Below are 16,384 nucleotides of genomic sequence, written 5' to 3'. Positions count from 1 at the left end.
ATTCATTTTATAAAAGGTTATTAATTTATAGCGTATAAAACGCTTTTAGTAATGAGGTTACCATTTTCCTTTCTGGTTTCTTCTTGTATCATTCCTAAACCAGTGGCAATCCATTGAGTGCTTTTCATCGTTCTGGAGAGTCCCATTTGTAACGTGTTTGTATACGTGATGACAAAACAATCAAAAGTGCCTGCAGGTGTTGATATAGCTTCTTCATCCACAACTTTTCTGTCTGTCATTTTTACCGTTGAGGTAATATTCATGATTCCACTATTGATAACCATAGTAACTTCGGCATCAGGTAGAGACTGTCCTACATTTAAATCATTAGGTATAGAAATAGCATCGCCTGTAATCCTGTATTCCATAGCTTCATATTGACGCATTAATCCACTCATTATAGATTCTGGTTCGAGCAGCGTTGTCCCATTAGAACATGTTGCTCTAAAAGTAGCCTCAGTGATAGGTTCATTACGTTTATCTTTTAAAATCATACCTATTTTAAGTCCTTCAGTGGTAGCTTCGAGCACAGTAAACTCAGTAATTGAGGAAAGTCGTTCTCGCTTATTTAGTTGATGGATGATTAAGGTTTTTCCTTCTTCTGTAGGATAAAATTGACTACAGGAATTTTGAGATACTACTGGTAGCCAGACAAAAATTGCAATGGCAATACATAGATTTTTCATAGGGGTTATTTTAGAGTATTAAATTAGTTTTTATAAGTTATTGTTTTCCAGATGTGTGCGGTGATGCATTGGTCCAGAAGTTCGCGTCGTTAAAGGCAATACTATAAGCACTACACCCTTCAAGCGTATTGTCCTCTTCAAGTATGAGGTATTCATTTTGAGCTTGTCCTGAAAGAGTTCCACTAGAAGTATCCCAAGTCTCTACCAATGTTAGTTCATCTATTCCTCCATCATCGTTGGTCGTAAAACCATCGTAATTGACACCTCCTCCACATGATACACATAGCGTAAGTATCATAAGATGAACAAATTTGATTATTGTTTTCATGTTTGGATTTTAGAGCTTTATGAATTCTACGCGACGGTTCTGGGCTTTGCCATCTGGGGAACTATTTTTGGCTATGGGTTGGCTCTCGCCCATTCCGTCGGTTGTTATTCGAGAAGATGCAATTCCATATTGAACAGTCATGGTTTTTTTAACAGCCTGAGCTCGCTTTCGCGAAAGCGCAAGATTGCTAGCTGTATTCCCATCTGTATCTGTATGACCAATGATCTGGATGCGTACCTCTGGGTTTCGTTCGAGTACTTCTACGATCTCACGAATAATCTTATAGGAGCTACTTTTTAATTGATCACTACCAGATTCAAAAAGGATAGCGTTTGTAGAAAGTCTCCCCTCGGTAATTAGTTTGCTGCGGTTGTCCTCACCTGCTGCACCTATTCTAAAGTTGCTTATATATAGTTCATCTACTCCAGCAGCATCCCGCAATCCTCTAGTGTGTATTTTAAAAACATTAGCTCCAGCTGGGACTAGGCGAGGGATGTCTACCAGTTTACTGTCATTCATCCAAACACGAATTCGGGTTTTATTTACAGCTATTGCAATATGGGATTTTCCATTAATGAGATTACGGTAGTCTTTTCCAATATTGTTGCGTATCTCGCGTTTTCCATTTACAACTTTTTCAACGGTACCAGGTGAGTGGATGAATTGACACGGTGAGAGCTCAACCATACACCAGTTTTTAGCACGTTTAAAATCAGAGTTATCTTCTAAGAGTAAGGTGATCCAAGCTTGGGAACTAGTTCTATGATCGAGTCCTTGCGTAAGCATGTCAAACTCTACGGTGTAGTTTTCTGGCAGGCTTTTTTTGAGCATTGGAATGTATTTAGAATTCCCTCCTAATCGCAGCCATTTTTCGCCATTGATTACAGTAATCTCTCCACTACCATTGGTATCCCAACGCGCTGGAAAATCGCCTTGATTCTCTTTGTTAAATGCATCTTCAAATAGAGACATTGCTCCAGGCTCAAAGTCGGAAGCTCTACTGATCTCATAATTGGGATCTGTAGTACCCTTATCGGTTTCACCTCCTATAATAGGACCGCCTTTATTTTTTCTGTTCTTGCGTCTCTTGCGTTTTCGTTTTTTGTTATCAAGTACGCTATCAAGAGCAGCATCAGTTCTTTTTTCTGTTTCTCTTTCAGTGCGTCTCTCTACAGTTTTTTTTGCTGCACGTTCAGCGGCTTTTCCAAGTTTTTTTAGAAATTGAGCTTCTGCGGTTGTAAAGCTAAACAGTAGTCCGATAATTAAAATAATTTTAGCTGGTTTCATAAGAGTGTGTTTTTAAATTTTATTTCGCATTTTCTAATACTTGAGCTTAGTGTTCCAACGAATTTTCAGTATCAGGGGGATTGTTCTTCATTTTATGATTTTTTAGTAATTGCAATCCTTATCGCTTTCGCGAAAGCGTTAAGAAACACATCTATACGATTAATGGGTGTGTTGTTTAACACGTCTATTCTTCTGTTATGCTGAGAATTTCGCTAGAGGCTTGTGTGCTGTTGTATCCGCCAAAAATCCAAAGAGCGTCACGATATAATAGTGTGTTATGTGCATAGAGCCCATCACTCGTACCATCAGTATCTTCTTCCAAGTCATATTGCGTCCAGTTTTCCATATCATTAGTGTAGAAGATTTCCCTAAAAATCGTTGTTCCAGCTCTTCCACCTATCATGAAAACCTTACCATTGTAGGTTGTAACTGTATGATTAACTCTAGGTGTATAAATATCACCAGAGAGGCTTACTTCTTCCCAAATACTGCCGTCTGTGGTTTTCCAGACTTCATTTACTCTACTATTACTTGCAGTAAGCCCCCCTACTACATAGAGCGCATTATCAAAAACAACTGCCTTTTGAAAATTTGCCGCTGCAAAACCAGTTGTGGTCTCGAAAGTCCAATCAACACCATTTATAGAGGAGAACACACTACTCGCATAAATGAGATACCATCGTCCATTAAACTCAGTTACTGTATGATGGTAAACGCTTCCAAAGGGAAGGGTACCCTCTAGTACCCAACTTAAACCATCGATAGAGGTCCATATATCTGCAAAATCTTCTGAGGTATCAGGGTTTATGCCGCCTATCATCACCATTTTACCATCAATAACATTAAGGGAATGTCCCGTTCTAGCTGGAAACTGTTCTGAAGAAACAGAGAGCCAGTTTGCACCGTTCTCACTACGCCAGACTTGACTAGTCGACGTGAAATAAGGAGGACCAAAACCTATATGACCTCCTACTACCCAAATACTTCCATCGTAAGCTACCATGGCGTTATTTGCAAACTCACCTATCTGATCTTCTTCCGTCTGGGTAGTAAATAATAAAGAGAGGTCTTCTCCATCATCAGTTATTATCTCTGGTCCAGCTGATGAATCATCGGTGTCACACGAAATCAATATGAAGCCGCTAAAAAATAGTGTTAATGCAAAAATGAATTTTAGGGTTTTCATAATTGGTTTTTTTTAAAGGTTATTATTGTTATGATTTTGTTTTTATTTACGATTTTCAATTCATATTCTCCACTTGCCAGATGATCTATATTTAGGTAAATCTCAAAGTGGGGGTGCTCTGGAAGTGTACCTTCATATTTTTTTAACTTAGTCATTGCTGATGTATATTTTGTGAGAGACTATATACTTGAGCCAAAACTATTTCTGTTTATTCCAACATCCTGTCTGTTATGTACAGATACTATTTTATATGTAACAGGATGGTTTGAAATTATTTTTTTGCAAAAGCTAGATCCATTAAACACCTGTAATAATTGATTTAGAATAGGATATCTTACTAGGTATCCTTAGCAATTATCTATATATGATATCTGTATCAATAGGACAAAGCTATCTTACTGTTACAGCTATTGCTGTAACAGATGTAACAAAGGTTGTAACAGATGTAACAGGTTGATTATAAAGGGGTAAACACCCCTGAAGGAAAGAGGTGTTTATGGGTTTTTGTCGTACTCAGAAGGAGCAATTCCATACTGCTCTTTAAAACATTTTGTAAAATACGAATGATTGTTAAAGCCCACAGCATATCCAACTTGTGAAACATTACTATCAGAATTTTTGAGCATTTGGGCTGCTAGTTTGAGCCTTTGTGTTCTTATAAACTCTGTCGCAGAAAGACCTGTCAGAGCTTTTAGTTTTCTGTGCAATTGCATTCGGGACATCCCCAGTGCTTGTGCAAATTTTTCTGTACTGAAGTCAGATTCAATCAACTTATCATCCAATACGGATTTAAGATTATCAAGAAATTTCTCCTCGGTGGAGTTTGTGGCAAGATCTTTAGGTAATAACACAACCTCTTTGGTAAAACGTTCCTGAAGTTTTTTATAACTGTATAATAGATTGTGGACAGTTCTTTTTAAAATTTCCGTATTGAAGGGTTTTGTAAGATAGCTATCTGCGCCTGTTTCTAAACCCTTAAGTTGGTTTTCGTCCCCCGCTTTTGCTGTAAGCATCAATATCGGAATGTGTGATGTAGTATCTGTAGACTTGCAGTTTTTTGTAAAAATGAGACCATCTTCTTGAGGCATCATAAGGTCCGTGATGATAATATCTGGCACGACTTCTTTTGCAATTTCAAAGCCTAATTTACCATTTTCAGCTGTGTGAATAATGTATTGTTCATCAAATAGACTCGTTACATATTTCCTTAGATCTGCATTATCATCTACGATGAGTAAAATAGGGGTAGTGTTTTTTGTGAAAATGTCATCATCATTATCTATTATAAACTTTGTAGAATTTGGATTTACAAAAGTGTCTTCGGAATCTATTATAGCCTCATTATTAATAGCAGTTGTATGGTTACAAAATTCATCCTCTGAAAAGGCCGCTGCAGTAACAGGAAGAATCACTTTGAAAAGCATACAATTATTATCGCTAACGACTGTAATTGTTCCCTTGTGAAGCTCAACAAGTTCTTTTGTTAGTGCAAGGCCAATTCCGGAACCTATAGTTTCTTCATCGGCTCGTTGAAAACGATTAAAAATAGTTTTAAGAACATTGTGTGATATATCTACACCAGAATTTTTTACAATAAGCTCAAGTGTATCGCCCAGCAGAGTCGTATATAGATCAATTTTAGCTTCTTCTGGACTGTATTTTACAGCGTTAGAAAGTAAATTGGTGATTATTTTTTCTAGTGCATCTTTATCAAACCAACATATTTTTTCTGGGATAGTGTTGTTAAGATGGAAGTCTTGATCTTTTTTACCAGCAAGAAATTCAAATGGGGAAGATAATGCGTTGATGAAAATTTTTAAATTCCCTTGGCTTACTTTCAAGTGATACTGATTAGATTCCAATTTTGAGATATCGAGAAGTTGATCGACTAGGGTTAAAAGACGTTTAGAGTTACGTTGAGCCATTTGCAAGTGATGTTTTTCTTGTTTGGGTAAATTAGATTTCTGCAATTGATGCTCAATAGGGCCTGAAATAAGCGATATAGGAGTACGAAACTCGTGAGAAATATTGGCAAAAAAGTTAGATTTGGCAATATTGAGTTCGCGCAGTTTATTATTAGTTTTCTTGCGATTTTTAAATCCAAAGAATAGAAACGTTCCAGCTATCGTAGTAAGGACTAGCCCACCAATTAGTACTATACGCTCATTTGTTTTTTGAATAATCGCATACTGATTTTGTGATTTTAGGAGTGCAATTTCCTGCTCCTTCTTTTCTGCTTGATATTTTGATTCTAAGTTGCGGGTTAATTCATTATTTGCATTCTTGACTAGTTTTTTCTTTGTTTCATATGTTTTTTGATAAAATGCGTATGCTTCTTTATAATTATTATTTGCCGCTTGGCATAGTGCTAACCCCTCCAGTAAATACATAAAGCGATCAGTTACCTCTTGATTCATATTTTTATAAATCTCTTGCGCTTTTTTGAATTGTGAAATTGCCATAACACAATCTTTTTTTTTCTTTCTAAAATAGTTTCCATATCTCACGTAGCTACTAGCTAGTTCTTCTTTTGCATCTTGAGAAATAAAATAGTTGATGGAATTTATTATACTTTCTTCAGCCTTTTCAAGTTCATTCAATTCGTAGAAGTAACTCACTTCAGTAAAATATAGTCGGTGTAGTAGTTTGATATTATTTTTTGATTTATAATAAGGAAATGTCAGATCTAAATATTTTTTTACTTCAGCCATATTTCCTTTGAGACCATTCATATCTGCGAGTCTTACATATATATCATATTTGAGACCATCATTATTTAATTGTTTAGCAAGCAGGAGTGCTTCTTCTTGTAATTCTGATGCTTTATTTACTCCCTCATGTGTAAAAGTTGTTCGTGAGATTTCAGAGCGGGCAAGTATTGCTCTTACCACTGTCTCGTTTAGAAGATTGTGTTTTTTAGCAAGAGAATCTACTTTTAAGAAATATGATTGTGAATCACCATATCTATTAGAGTTATACAGGGTTTGGCCTTTAATATAATAGGTTTGAATTAGTAGTGGAGTATCATCAAATTCTAAAGCTAAATTTAGAGTTTGTTTATACAGGCTATCTGTGCTATTTGGAATAGCTTTTGATGAGGTTAACACTTGTTGGACTAGTGCGGCAAGTAAAAGAGAATCGCTTTGTGAAGCTAAAGCTTCATGGTAGACTACCTGTGCTATCTTATGTGCACTATCATATTTTTTTTCATCAAATAATCTTTGAGATAAAGAAAGATTTTTTTTTAAAGTATAGTTGTCACTTTGCGCATAACTCGAGAAACAAAAGGAAAAACTAAAAAAAATTAAAAAGACTTTGATCATAATCATTAATAGGTTGTTACCACTTAAAAGTAGCAATTATAACCATACCAATTAATTAGCACTCAAAAAATTGTAACAGATCTATGTTACATTTATCTCAATTGATCTTATAAACTAATACAGAGCTAGGGCTTCCTTGCGTAACAAACCCTAAGGTTTTATTACGTTCTAAATGACCAATACTAGCAGGTGATATTCCATATACAGGAAAGTTAGGGAGTAGCCTTCCTTTACCATCGTATATAAATACCTCACTTGATTCTTTATTTGTTAAAGAAATGTATTTTTTATTTTTAACAATAGCAACTGTAGGCTTTGCATAAGAGCCAAAAGGAATCTCCATTTTCTTGCCGTTTATGTATAGGGTATTTTCTCTCTGTGCCACTTTAAATTGTGGGCTTATTGTAATTTTTGAGTCAGAACTATGCTCCGATATACTTTGGGTTAATTTCCCGCTGGTTGTAATACTTATTTTTTCGCCGTTTACATTATAGGTTTCAAAATTACTACCGCTTTTATAGATAGGCGTGTTTCCAAAATCAATTTTCCTCTTTACATCTATTCTACTTTTACCCGTGCGACTTAAGATATTTAATTTGCCGTTGTTTTCAGCAACTACTATGTAATCCTTGTTAGCAGTGCGCACATGAGTAGGAGGAAATAGAACTGGACTCGGCGCTTTGTTAAATGTAAATCCAGTAACAGCATCCCCATTTTTATCGTACATTAATAGTTGATCGTTTTGAACCACAACAAAACGATATTTTCTATTATTGTCGTAGTCAAAAACAGCGAGAGGTTGTGTAATAGTAGTACTAAAGCTTAGGGGAAATGCACCTACTTCTTTACCATTTCTGTCTAAAATGTATAGCGATTTAGGTGTTGTAAAGGCGAGCTGGAGCCTCCCGTTACGATATAAATCTACTTGTTGCATATCGCCTAGTACGGGTCCATCAAGATTTTTTTGCCATAAAACCTTACCTGCATTACTAATCAGGTAAAGCGTGTTGTTTACATCTTGTGTAACAATGTCCATCCCGTTAGTGCGATGATTTTTTACCAATTGTGGTGACATCACTAGGTCTGCATTGAGTTTTACATTAGCAATTTGAGCAATTCCGCCAGCATTTACTAGGTCTTCATTTTTTGTGATCAAACCATTGAGTAGCATATAATCAGATTCTTGAACTAGCTGCTGCGCTACATAGTGATAGTTAGTTAAGCTTATGTTACGCATCAACTTTTGGGAGTTTTTACCACTGCGCAGTTTGTATGTTTCACTATCTAGGCTTTCAATATAAAGATAACTTGAAGCATCACTTAGCTGCTTTGCAGAGTTTTGAAAGAGAGTGTTCTTATGTAGTGTAGCGTTATTTTGATAGTTTGCAATGATAGACTCTAGCGTTGTTTGATCATTTGCAAATACATATATGTCATCTACAAGAGCATACATAGTTACGTCTGGTAAATTAAGCAGGGGTCCATACGTTTTTTTGAAATCGTCCTGCTGGGAAAAATTATAAATCTCTATGTCTCTAAAGGTGGTTTTAAAATCGTTGCCTACGAGTGCTTCTTCTGTTTTGCTCGGGTCATTAGAGATCGCAATGATTACTGAGGTAGCTCCCAAAGATATTGTTCCCACTTCATCAAACGAAGAAAATAAGTCTTCTTGAGCTACCTTAAAAACGGATGGATCTACCCTTAGATAAGCAGCTTTGTTGTTTTTGAAAACTTCCCAATCCTTATAGGTAATTGCGGTAAGAGATTGGAGTGAGGTAGGCGCAATATGGGTAATACGATTTTTCTTAGGAGTAGTGTTGCGTAATAAATTAAGACGGGCTTCACGACCTTCTTGCGTGAGTACAACTCCTGCTGTTTTTATATCATTATAATCCAGGTTGAGATCCATAGCGACCCAAGAGAATGTATCTTGCAAGTAGTTTTGATCTGCAGCGGGAAAAAAGTCTGCAAATAAGGTGGCGCCTTCTTCACCTTTGAGTAATACTGTAGCAATTGCGCTATTGCTGGCAGATTGATATGCTTTTTTAAAAATGAGGTCTTCGGCTATCTTTTCTGTGGTCGCACGCTCTATGTTTTCAAGAAGTAAGGTTGAGGTACTGGCTATAAAAACATTGCCCTTTGCTATGTATGCATAAGAAGCCGTACTGTCCAGCTGCTTAATGGCTCCTTTGGTAATTTGAGTAGAATCATTTTTTATAAGATCCTTATGAAGCTTGGTAATAAGACTTACTTCATAATCTGTAGCACCAAGTTTTGTAAAACATAAAAGTGTTTCTCCTTGAGGCTTTAATTGTACAAGAAACTTATTTTGAGCTGCTATAAATTTATAAGCAGGCGTCTCACTAAATGTTTGGATAAAATCATTATTAGCAATATCAGATTGTAGTGCAGCAAGGTCATTAACTTTAATAACAACAGCAGCTTTTCTAGGGATGTACTGAGTGAGGTCAGTACTGCTGTCCTTAATGTTTTGGCAACTAATAATAGAAAATATAAGCAATAAAAAGGCTAGCGTATGTCTCATTAGAATAGGTCACTTTAGGTATCAAAAATACAGATACCTACGATGCTTACAGAGGCCTTGTGTAAATTGTTATCTAAAAATTTTTAACAATTTTTCTTTAAGCTTAGTCTATAAATTTGATTTCATATTGTTCAGGTAATAGACGAAAGCTTTTACGATGATATTTCGTAACGCCAAACTTGCGTATAGCCTCACGATGTTCCTTAGTAGGGTACCCTTTATTTTGCTTCCAGTTATACATAGGGTACTCCTCGTGTATTTGATTCATAAAGAGATCTCGTTCGGTTTTAGCTAATATAGAAGCCGCGGCTATAGGTAAATACTTGCTATCTCCTTTTACGATAGTTGTGTGAGAAATGTCTGGGTAAGGATTAAACTTATTACCGTCGACTAAAATATGTTGTGGTTGGTCACGCTTTCGCGAAAGCGTGTCAATCATCCCATCCAGACTACGGTGCATTGCCGTTATGGAAGCTTGTAAAATATTAATCTTATCGATTTCCTCCATGAAAACATGGGAGAAAGCATAAGCAATGGCCGCTTCTTCTATAATAGGTTTGAGTAATTCTCGTTTCTTCTCTGTAAGAAGTTTTGAATCTGTAAGCAGATTATTTGAAAATTTAGAAGGCAGCATTACAGCTGCAGCGGTTACAGGTCCAGCAAGGCAACCTCGACCAGCTTCGTCTGTGCCACATTCAATGAGGTGAGAATGATAAGAGAGTTTAAGCATAATTAGAGGGTCAAAATACTAGAATAGGTGTAAATAATGTAATTTTGGCGCAATAATTTTTTTCTATGAATAAATTTTGGGTAGTTCTTTTTTGTTTTGTGCAAACAGCCGTTTTTGCTCAAGTAGGCGAGCTCGATAGAGTACCTCGAAAAAACTCAAGAGATATCTTTACAGATGAGCCAGACGGCCTTAATGCCCGGGATGCAAAAAGTGCCAATATAAAAGCATTTGATCGACCACCTGTAACAGACTATAAGATAATATCGATTGCCAGAGATACTACTTATGTAGATACCACGCTTAATATACAAAAGGATTATAAGTTTAATTATCTCCGTAGAGATAGATATGGTCTTTTGCCTTTTGCAAATACGGGTCAAACCCATAACACCCTTATTCAAAAATTTGATAAGGTACGTACTATGCCAGGTTATATAGCTCAAGCTAGGCACTTTGCATATATGGAGGTTGAAGATATTATGTATTATCATACTCCTACACCCCTTACAGAACTGTACTATAGAAGTGCCTTCGAGCAAGGGCAACAACTGGATGCACATTTCACAATGAATATACACCCTAGGTTGAATATGTTCATTGCTTATAAAGGAGTTCGTAGTTTAGGTAAGTACCAAAATGCACTCACCAGTTCAGGTAATTTTAGATTTGGTGGTAGCTACAATACAAAAAATGAAAGATATTATATTAAAACACATTGGGTAGCACAAGATTTACTAAACCAAGAAAATGGAGGATTAACTCCTCAAGCATTAAGCTTATTTGCCAGTGGAGATGAGGATGTAGATGATAGATCTAGGCTTTCTGTAAACTATCAAGATGCAGAGAGTACTTTGGATGGTACACGTGTGTACATTAATCATTTTTATAACATCATCCAGAAGAAAGATAGTTTAAAAGACTATTCACTACGTGTCGGTCATATTTTTAATAGCGAGAATAAGTTTTATAAATTCTCTCAAGAAAGTGCTAACGATATATATGGAGAGGCTTTTAAACAAGTAAATTTCTCAGATAGAACAGATAACGAGGAGACCTATAATGAGCTCAATGTAGTATATGAGGATGCAAAATTAGGTCAATTAAAATTCCAAGCAAACACTACCTATTATGATTATGGTTACAAAAGGGTGCTACTACAAGGAGAGGACAATGACATCATACCTAATAGATTACAAGGGATGATTTTTGCCTTAGGTGGAGGGTATAAAAACAAAATTCGCGGTTTTATAGTAAAAGCAAACGCTCAAGTAAATATCTCTGGAAATTTCGATGGGTATAATTTATATGGAGAAGCCGGATACGATATAGATAGTACAAAATATTTTTCTGCTAGCATTTTGAGTAATTCAAGCCCTGTGGCGTACAACCACCTACTATTTCAAAGTAACTATATAAGTTATAATTGGTATAATGATGATGTATACAGTAATGTAAAGACCAACACCCTAGCAGCATCGCTCAAAGCACCAGACTGGGTGAATGCCGAGGTTTCGGCTAGTACTATAAATAACTATACTTATTTTAAGGTTGATCCATCAGACACTTTAGTAAACTCTTTCCAAAGTAGTGAAGCTATAAACCACCTAAAGATAACAGCAAATAAAAACTTAAAGTACCGGAAGTTTAATTTTGATATTACTGCAACCTATCAAAATGTAAGTGGGGCAGAAAATGTGCTTAATGTACCAGATTTTGTCACTCGAGGGTCTGTCTATTTCACGGATCGATTGTTTAAGAAAGCACTTTTTTTACAAACAGGGATTACGGCAAATTATTTTTCTAAATATAACATGAATGCTTATGATCCTATTCTTTCAGAATTTTATGTACAAAACACAGAAGAGTTAGGTAATTTCCCGCTATTTGATTTCTTTATAAACCTTAAAGTGCGTCAAACCCGCATCTTCGTAAAGGCCGAGCATTTTAATAGCAGCTTCACTGGGAATAATTTTTATAGCGCACCTAGTTATCCGTATCGTGACTTTAATGTCAGATTTGGAATTGTTTGGAACTTCTTTCTATAAACTTTCCTCCGCTTCCGCGAAAATTTTCACCACCTATAATCTGCTCAATAATAGGGTAGTGGTTGTGGATTTTAAGATCATTTAATAGTGCTTTACATAAAACCTTAAATTTTCTTAATATTTTTCTTGTTTAGGACAAAGAAGTGTGTATCTTTGCCGTCCGTTTAAACGAGAGCGGGTAGTTCATTGAGAGTTTTTTACTGGAATAAATTATTTTAAAATATTTTTTAAAAAAGTGCTTTAGAATATAAAAAAGGGTTGTAGTTTTGCGCCCGCTTTGAGGGGTAAGATATTCGGAGATAAGTTCAGTAAAAGATTTGCGAGTTGAGGTTTAAATTTTCTTTAATTTTTTTTCTAAAAAAGTTGTCAGGATAAATTTAAGTTGTATATTTGCACCCGCTTAGAAAAACAGTAGTTAGCTAGGCGAAGTTCAGGAGTATTTTTAGAGAATGTTATGGTATAAAAGAAAGGTTCGATTCCTTTGCATTTAACAAAGAGTTTTTTGGTTTTGTTTTGAATAGAAATAGGATTAAAAAAAGTTCATTGATTTATTGAATTGACAGCGCGTATTAATACTTTCGGGTATTATTACAAAGAATTTGAAAACTAGAAGTTTATTATTGACCGGATATTTCTGTATTGTGAGTAGTTTAATATTATTAAAAACACACGATGAAGAGTTTGATCCTGGCTCAGGATGAACGCTAGCGGCAGGCTTAACACATGCAAGTCGAGGGGTAACATAAAGTGCTTGCACTTTGATGACGACCGGCGCACGGGTGCGTAACGCGTATAGAATCTACCTTATACTGGGGAATAGCCTTTGGAAACGAAGATTAATACCCCATAGTAAGTATTTATGGCATCATTTATACTTTAAAGTTTCGGCGGTATAAGATGACTATGCGTTCTATTAGTTTGTTGGTAAGGTAACGGCTTACCAAGACTACGATAGATAGGGGTCCTGAGAGGGAGATCCCCCACACTGGTACTGAGACACGGACCAGACTCCTACGGGAGGCAGCAGTGAGGAATATTGGACAATGGAGGCAACTCTGATCCAGCCATGCCGCGTGTAGGAAGACTGCCCTATGGGTTGTAAACTACTTTTATATGGGAAGAATAAGGTATATGTATATACTGATGACGGTACCATAAGAATAAGCACCGGCTAACTCCGTGCCAGCAGCCGCGGTAATACGGAGGGTGCAAGCGTTATCCGGAATCATTGGGTTTAAAGGGTCCGTAGGCGGGCTTGTAAGTCAGTGGTGAAAGTCTGTGGCTCAACCATAGAATTGCCATTGATACTGCAGGTCTTGAATTATTGTGAAGTGGTTAGAATATGTAGTGTAGCGGTGAAATGCTTAGAGATTACATAGAATACCGATTGCGAAGGCAGATCACTAACAATATATTGACGCTGATGGACGAAAGCGTAGGTAGCGAACAGGATTAGATACCCTGGTAGTCTACGCCGTAAACGATGGATACTAGTTGTTTGGCTTTCGGGCTGAGTGACTAAGCGAAAGTGATAAGTATCCCACCTGGGGAGTACGTTCGCAAGAATGAAACTCAAAGGAATTGACGGGGGCCCGCACAAGCGGTGGAGCATGTGGTTTAATTCGATGATACGCGAGGAACCTTACCAGGGCTTAAATGTAGTCTGACAGGGCCAGAGATGGCTTTTTCTTCGGACAGATTACAAGGTGCTGCATGGTTGTCGTCAGCTCGTGCCGTGAGGTGTCAGGTTAAGTCCTATAACGAGCGCAACCCCTGTGGTTAGTTGCCAGCGAGTAATGTCGGGAACTCTAGCCAGACTGCCGGTGCAAACCGTGAGGAAGGTGGGGATGACGTCAAATCATCACGGCCCTTACGTCCTGGGCCACACACGTGCTACAATGGTAGGGACAGAGAGCAGCCACTGGGCGACCAGGAGCGAATCTATAAACCCTATCTCAGTTCGGATTGGAGTCTGCAACTCGACTCCATGAAGCTGGAATCGCTAGTAATCGGATATCAGCCATGATCCGGTGAATACGTTCCCGGGCCTTGTACACACCGCCCGTCAAGCCATGGAAGCTGGGGGTACCTGAAGTCCGTTACCGCAAGGAGCGGCCTAGGGTAAAACTGGTAACTGGGGCTAAGTCGTAACAAGGTAGCCGTACCGGAAGGTGCGGCTGGAACACCTCCTTTCTAGAGCTTGTCCCTGCACTTGTGCTTACTAATTTATTAGTAAAACATCAAGAGTATACAGCAAAGCGACTTACGATACTGAAAGGTCAGTAATAGGTTTTAGTTTTCAATAGCTGTCGATTTAATTATAATTTAATAAGTACATAGTAGTTTTACTTTAGTAATTAGTTTTTACTAGTAACTATTGTTTATTGACTATAGACTTATAGACAGTCTCATAGCTCAGCTGGTTAGAGCGCTACACTGATAATGTAGAGGTCGGCAGTTCGAGTCTGCCTGAGACTACTGGTCAATGACCAGACATATTTTCAGGAGTATGTTTGATTATTGAATACCGCTTTCGCGAAAGCATATAAATCGCAATGTTCATAAAAATTACATTTTGAAGGAAATTTTAGAAGTTGAGAATCATTACTTCGTCATTCGAAATCTGATGTCATCATCTTGATTTCATAGAAATGGGGGATTAGCTCAGCTGGCTAGAGCGCCTGCCTTGCACGCAGGAGGTCATCGGTTCGACTCCGATATTCTCCACCAGGCAATACCTGGAGATATTTTATCTCTAGCGTATTGCGAGTGAGAGCACAGATAGTTTTAATTGTCTGTCGCGACTCGCGACGTTCATTGACATATTGGGAAATAATTAAAGAATACGAGAAGTCGTGTATAGCTTTAGCAGTTATATACGCAAATTAATATGAATTAAGAATAACTCATTATAATATAAAGGTTTATGTATTTTATACATAAGCCCTTAAAAGAGCAATTAAGTACAATAAGCTAATTAAGGGCGTATGGGGAATGCCTAGGCTCTCAGAGGCGATGAAGGACGTGATAAGCTGCGAAAAGTTGCGGGGATCTGCACACAAGAATTGATCCGCAAATATCCGAATGGGGCAACCCACTATATTGAAGATATAGTATCCGCAAGGAGGCAAACCCGGAGAACTGAAACATCTAAGTACCCGGAGGAGAAGAAAACAAAAGTGATTCCGCTAGTAGTGGCGAGCGAACGCGGATTAGCCCAAACCAGTAATGTTACGGCATTGCTGGGGTTGTAGGACTACGATATTTTGTGCTTTATGAATTAGAACACTTTGGAAAGAGTGGCCATAGACGGTGATAGCCCGGTATAAGTAAAGACAGTTACAGATAGTAGTATCCTGAGTAGTGCGGGGCACGTGAAACCCTGTATGAATCTGTGGGGACCATCCCATAAGGCTAAATACTCCTGAGAGACCGATAGTGAACCAGTACCGTGAGGGAAAGGTGAAAAGAACCCTGAATAAGGGAGTGAAATAGAACCTGAAACCATACGCTTACAAGCGGTCGGAGGTCTTCGGACTGACGGCGTGCCTTTTGCATAATGAGCCTACGAGTTACTTTAACTAGCAAGGTTAAAACTTTAAGAGTTGGAGCCGTAGCGAAAGCGAGTCTGAATAGGGCGACCATAGTTAGTTTGAGTAGACGCGAAACCGTGTGATCTACCCATGGGCAGGTTGAAGCTTTGTTAACCCAAAGTGGAGGACCGAACCCGTTGACGTTGAAAAGTCTTGGGATGACCTGTGGGTAGGGGTGAAAGGCCAATCAAACTCGGAAATAGCTCGTACTCCCCGAAATGCATTTAGGTGCAGCGTTGATTTATAGTTTTATAGAGGTAGAGCTACTGATTGGATGCGGGGGCTTCACCGCCTACCAATTCCTGACAAACTCCGAATGCTATAAAATGTTAATCAGCAGTGAGGGCATGGGTGCTAAGGTCCATGTCCGAGAGGGAAAGAACCCAGACCATCAGCTAAGGTCCCCAAATGATAGTTAAGTTGAAAAAACGCGGTTGGACTGCTTTGACAGCTAGGATGTTGGCTTGGAAGCAGCCATTCATTTAAAGAGTGCGTAACAGCTCACTAGTCGAGCGGTCCGGCATGGATAATAATCGGGCATAAACTATCTACCGAAGCTATGGGATCCTGCAAGAGCAGTGATCGGTAGGGGAGCATTCTATTTGTGTTGAAGGTGTACTGTGAGGTATGCTGGAACGGATAGAAAAGAAAATGTAGGCAT

Annotated in this window: 9 protein-coding genes, 2 tRNA genes and 2 rRNA genes (1 of these 13 running past the window's edge); 5 read left to right on the top strand and 8 right to left on the bottom strand. The window is 37.8% G+C overall.

Annotated features, from left to right (window positions below):
• Positions 1 to 20: 20 nt before the first annotated feature.
• From OD90_RS06625 to OD90_RS06595, 8 genes are all read right to left on the bottom strand, one after another.
• Positions 21 to 686 (bottom strand): hypothetical protein, encoded by a 666-nt coding sequence (locus OD90_RS06625; RefSeq protein ID WP_144668192.1) that lies wholly within the window; start codon positions 684 to 686, stop codon positions 21 to 23.
• Between the two features lie 37 nt (positions 687 to 723).
• On the bottom strand, positions 724 to 1,014 hold the full coding sequence (locus OD90_RS06620; protein ID WP_144668190.1) for a hypothetical protein: 291 nt from the start codon (positions 1,012 to 1,014) through the stop codon (positions 724 to 726).
• Positions 1,015 to 1,023: 9 nt separating this feature from the next.
• A complete protein-coding gene (locus OD90_RS06615; protein ID WP_144668188.1) occupies positions 1,024 to 2,301 on the bottom strand; it encodes an OmpA family protein in 1,278 nt (425 codons plus the stop codon).
• A gap of 184 nt (positions 2,302 to 2,485) precedes the next feature.
• Positions 2,486 to 3,487: a kelch repeat-containing protein gene (locus OD90_RS06610; protein ID WP_144668186.1), complete on the bottom strand. Its 1,002-nt coding sequence runs from the start codon at positions 3,485 to 3,487 to the stop codon at positions 2,486 to 2,488.
• Positions 3,484 to 3,642: a hypothetical protein gene (locus OD90_RS13140; protein ID WP_186434720.1), complete on the bottom strand. Its 159-nt coding sequence runs from the start codon at positions 3,640 to 3,642 to the stop codon at positions 3,484 to 3,486. Before OD90_RS13140 ends, OD90_RS06610 begins: the two co-directional genes overlap by 4 nt.
• Positions 3,643 to 3,981: 339 nt before the next feature.
• Positions 3,982 to 6,810 carry a response regulator gene (locus OD90_RS06605; RefSeq protein WP_186434719.1) on the bottom strand — a complete coding sequence of 943 codons (2,829 nt, stop codon included), beginning with the start codon at positions 6,808 to 6,810 and terminating at the stop codon, positions 3,982 to 3,984.
• 97 nt (positions 6,811 to 6,907) lie between these two features.
• Positions 6,908 to 9,355, bottom strand: coding sequence for a hypothetical protein (locus tag OD90_RS06600; RefSeq protein ID WP_144668182.1), 2,448 nt, complete (start codon positions 9,353 to 9,355; stop codon positions 6,908 to 6,910).
• Positions 9,356 to 9,458: 103 nt separating this feature from the next.
• Positions 9,459 to 10,085: a ribonuclease HII gene (locus OD90_RS06595; RefSeq protein WP_144668180.1), complete on the bottom strand. Its 627-nt coding sequence runs from the start codon at positions 10,083 to 10,085 to the stop codon at positions 9,459 to 9,461.
• Positions 10,086 to 10,150: 65 nt separating this feature from the next.
• Between OD90_RS06595 and OD90_RS06590 the strand changes: the two genes are divergently transcribed.
• The 5 genes from OD90_RS06590 to OD90_RS06570 all read left to right on the top strand — a co-directional run.
• A complete protein-coding gene (locus tag OD90_RS06590) occupies positions 10,151 to 12,130 on the top strand; it encodes a putative porin (RefSeq protein ID WP_144668178.1) in 1,980 nt (659 codons plus the stop codon).
• Positions 12,131 to 12,799: 669 nt separating this feature from the next.
• Positions 12,800 to 14,323 (top strand): 16S ribosomal RNA (locus OD90_RS06585).
• A gap of 211 nt (positions 14,324 to 14,534) precedes the next feature.
• Positions 14,535 to 14,608, top strand: a tRNA-Ile gene (locus OD90_RS06580).
• A 175-nt stretch (positions 14,609 to 14,783) separates the two neighbouring features.
• Positions 14,784 to 14,860, top strand: a tRNA-Ala gene (locus OD90_RS06575).
• A gap of 237 nt (positions 14,861 to 15,097) precedes the next feature.
• Positions 15,098 to 16,384: ribosomal RNA gene (locus tag OD90_RS06570) — 23S ribosomal RNA — on the top strand (it continues 1,541 nt past the right edge of the window).
• The 16S and 23S rRNA genes sit together here with 2 tRNA genes alongside, the layout of an rRNA operon.

The organism is Dokdonia sp. Hel_I_53 (assembly GCF_007827465.1).
Lineage (GTDB): Bacteria > Bacteroidota > Bacteroidia > Flavobacteriales > Flavobacteriaceae > Dokdonia.
Note: the sequence above shows the minus strand (reverse complement) of the source record. Positions and strands in the feature narration are given on the sequence as shown.

What these genes read in the sequence shown, in the direction of transcription:
- OD90_RS06610 (WP_144668186.1), bottom strand. Translation starts at nt 3,487, where the DNA reads ATGAAAACCCTAAAATTCATTTTTGCATTAACACTATTTTTTAGCGGC.
- OD90_RS06625 (WP_144668192.1), bottom strand. Translation starts at nt 686, where the DNA reads ATGAAAAATCTATGTATTGCCATTGCAATTTTTGTCTGGCTACCAGTA.
- OD90_RS06605 (WP_186434719.1), bottom strand. Translation starts at nt 6,810, where the DNA reads ATGATCAAAGTCTTTTTAATTTTTTTTAGTTTTTCCTTTTGTTTCTCG.
- OD90_RS06600 (WP_144668182.1), bottom strand. Translation starts at nt 9,355, where the DNA reads ATGAGACATACGCTAGCCTTTTTATTGCTTATATTTTCTATTATTAGT.
- OD90_RS13140 (WP_186434720.1), bottom strand. Translation starts at nt 3,642, where the DNA reads ATGACTAAGTTAAAAAAATATGAAGGTACACTTCCAGAGCACCCCCAC.
- OD90_RS06595 (WP_144668180.1), bottom strand. Translation starts at nt 10,085, where the DNA reads ATGCTTAAACTCTCTTATCATTCTCACCTCATTGAATGTGGCACAGAC.
- OD90_RS06615 (WP_144668188.1), bottom strand. Translation starts at nt 2,301, where the DNA reads ATGAAACCAGCTAAAATTATTTTAATTATCGGACTACTGTTTAGCTTT.
- OD90_RS06590 (WP_144668178.1), top strand. Translation starts at nt 10,151, where the DNA reads ATGAATAAATTTTGGGTAGTTCTTTTTTGTTTTGTGCAAACAGCCGTT.
- OD90_RS06620 (WP_144668190.1), bottom strand. Translation starts at nt 1,014, where the DNA reads ATGAAAACAATAATCAAATTTGTTCATCTTATGATACTTACGCTATGT.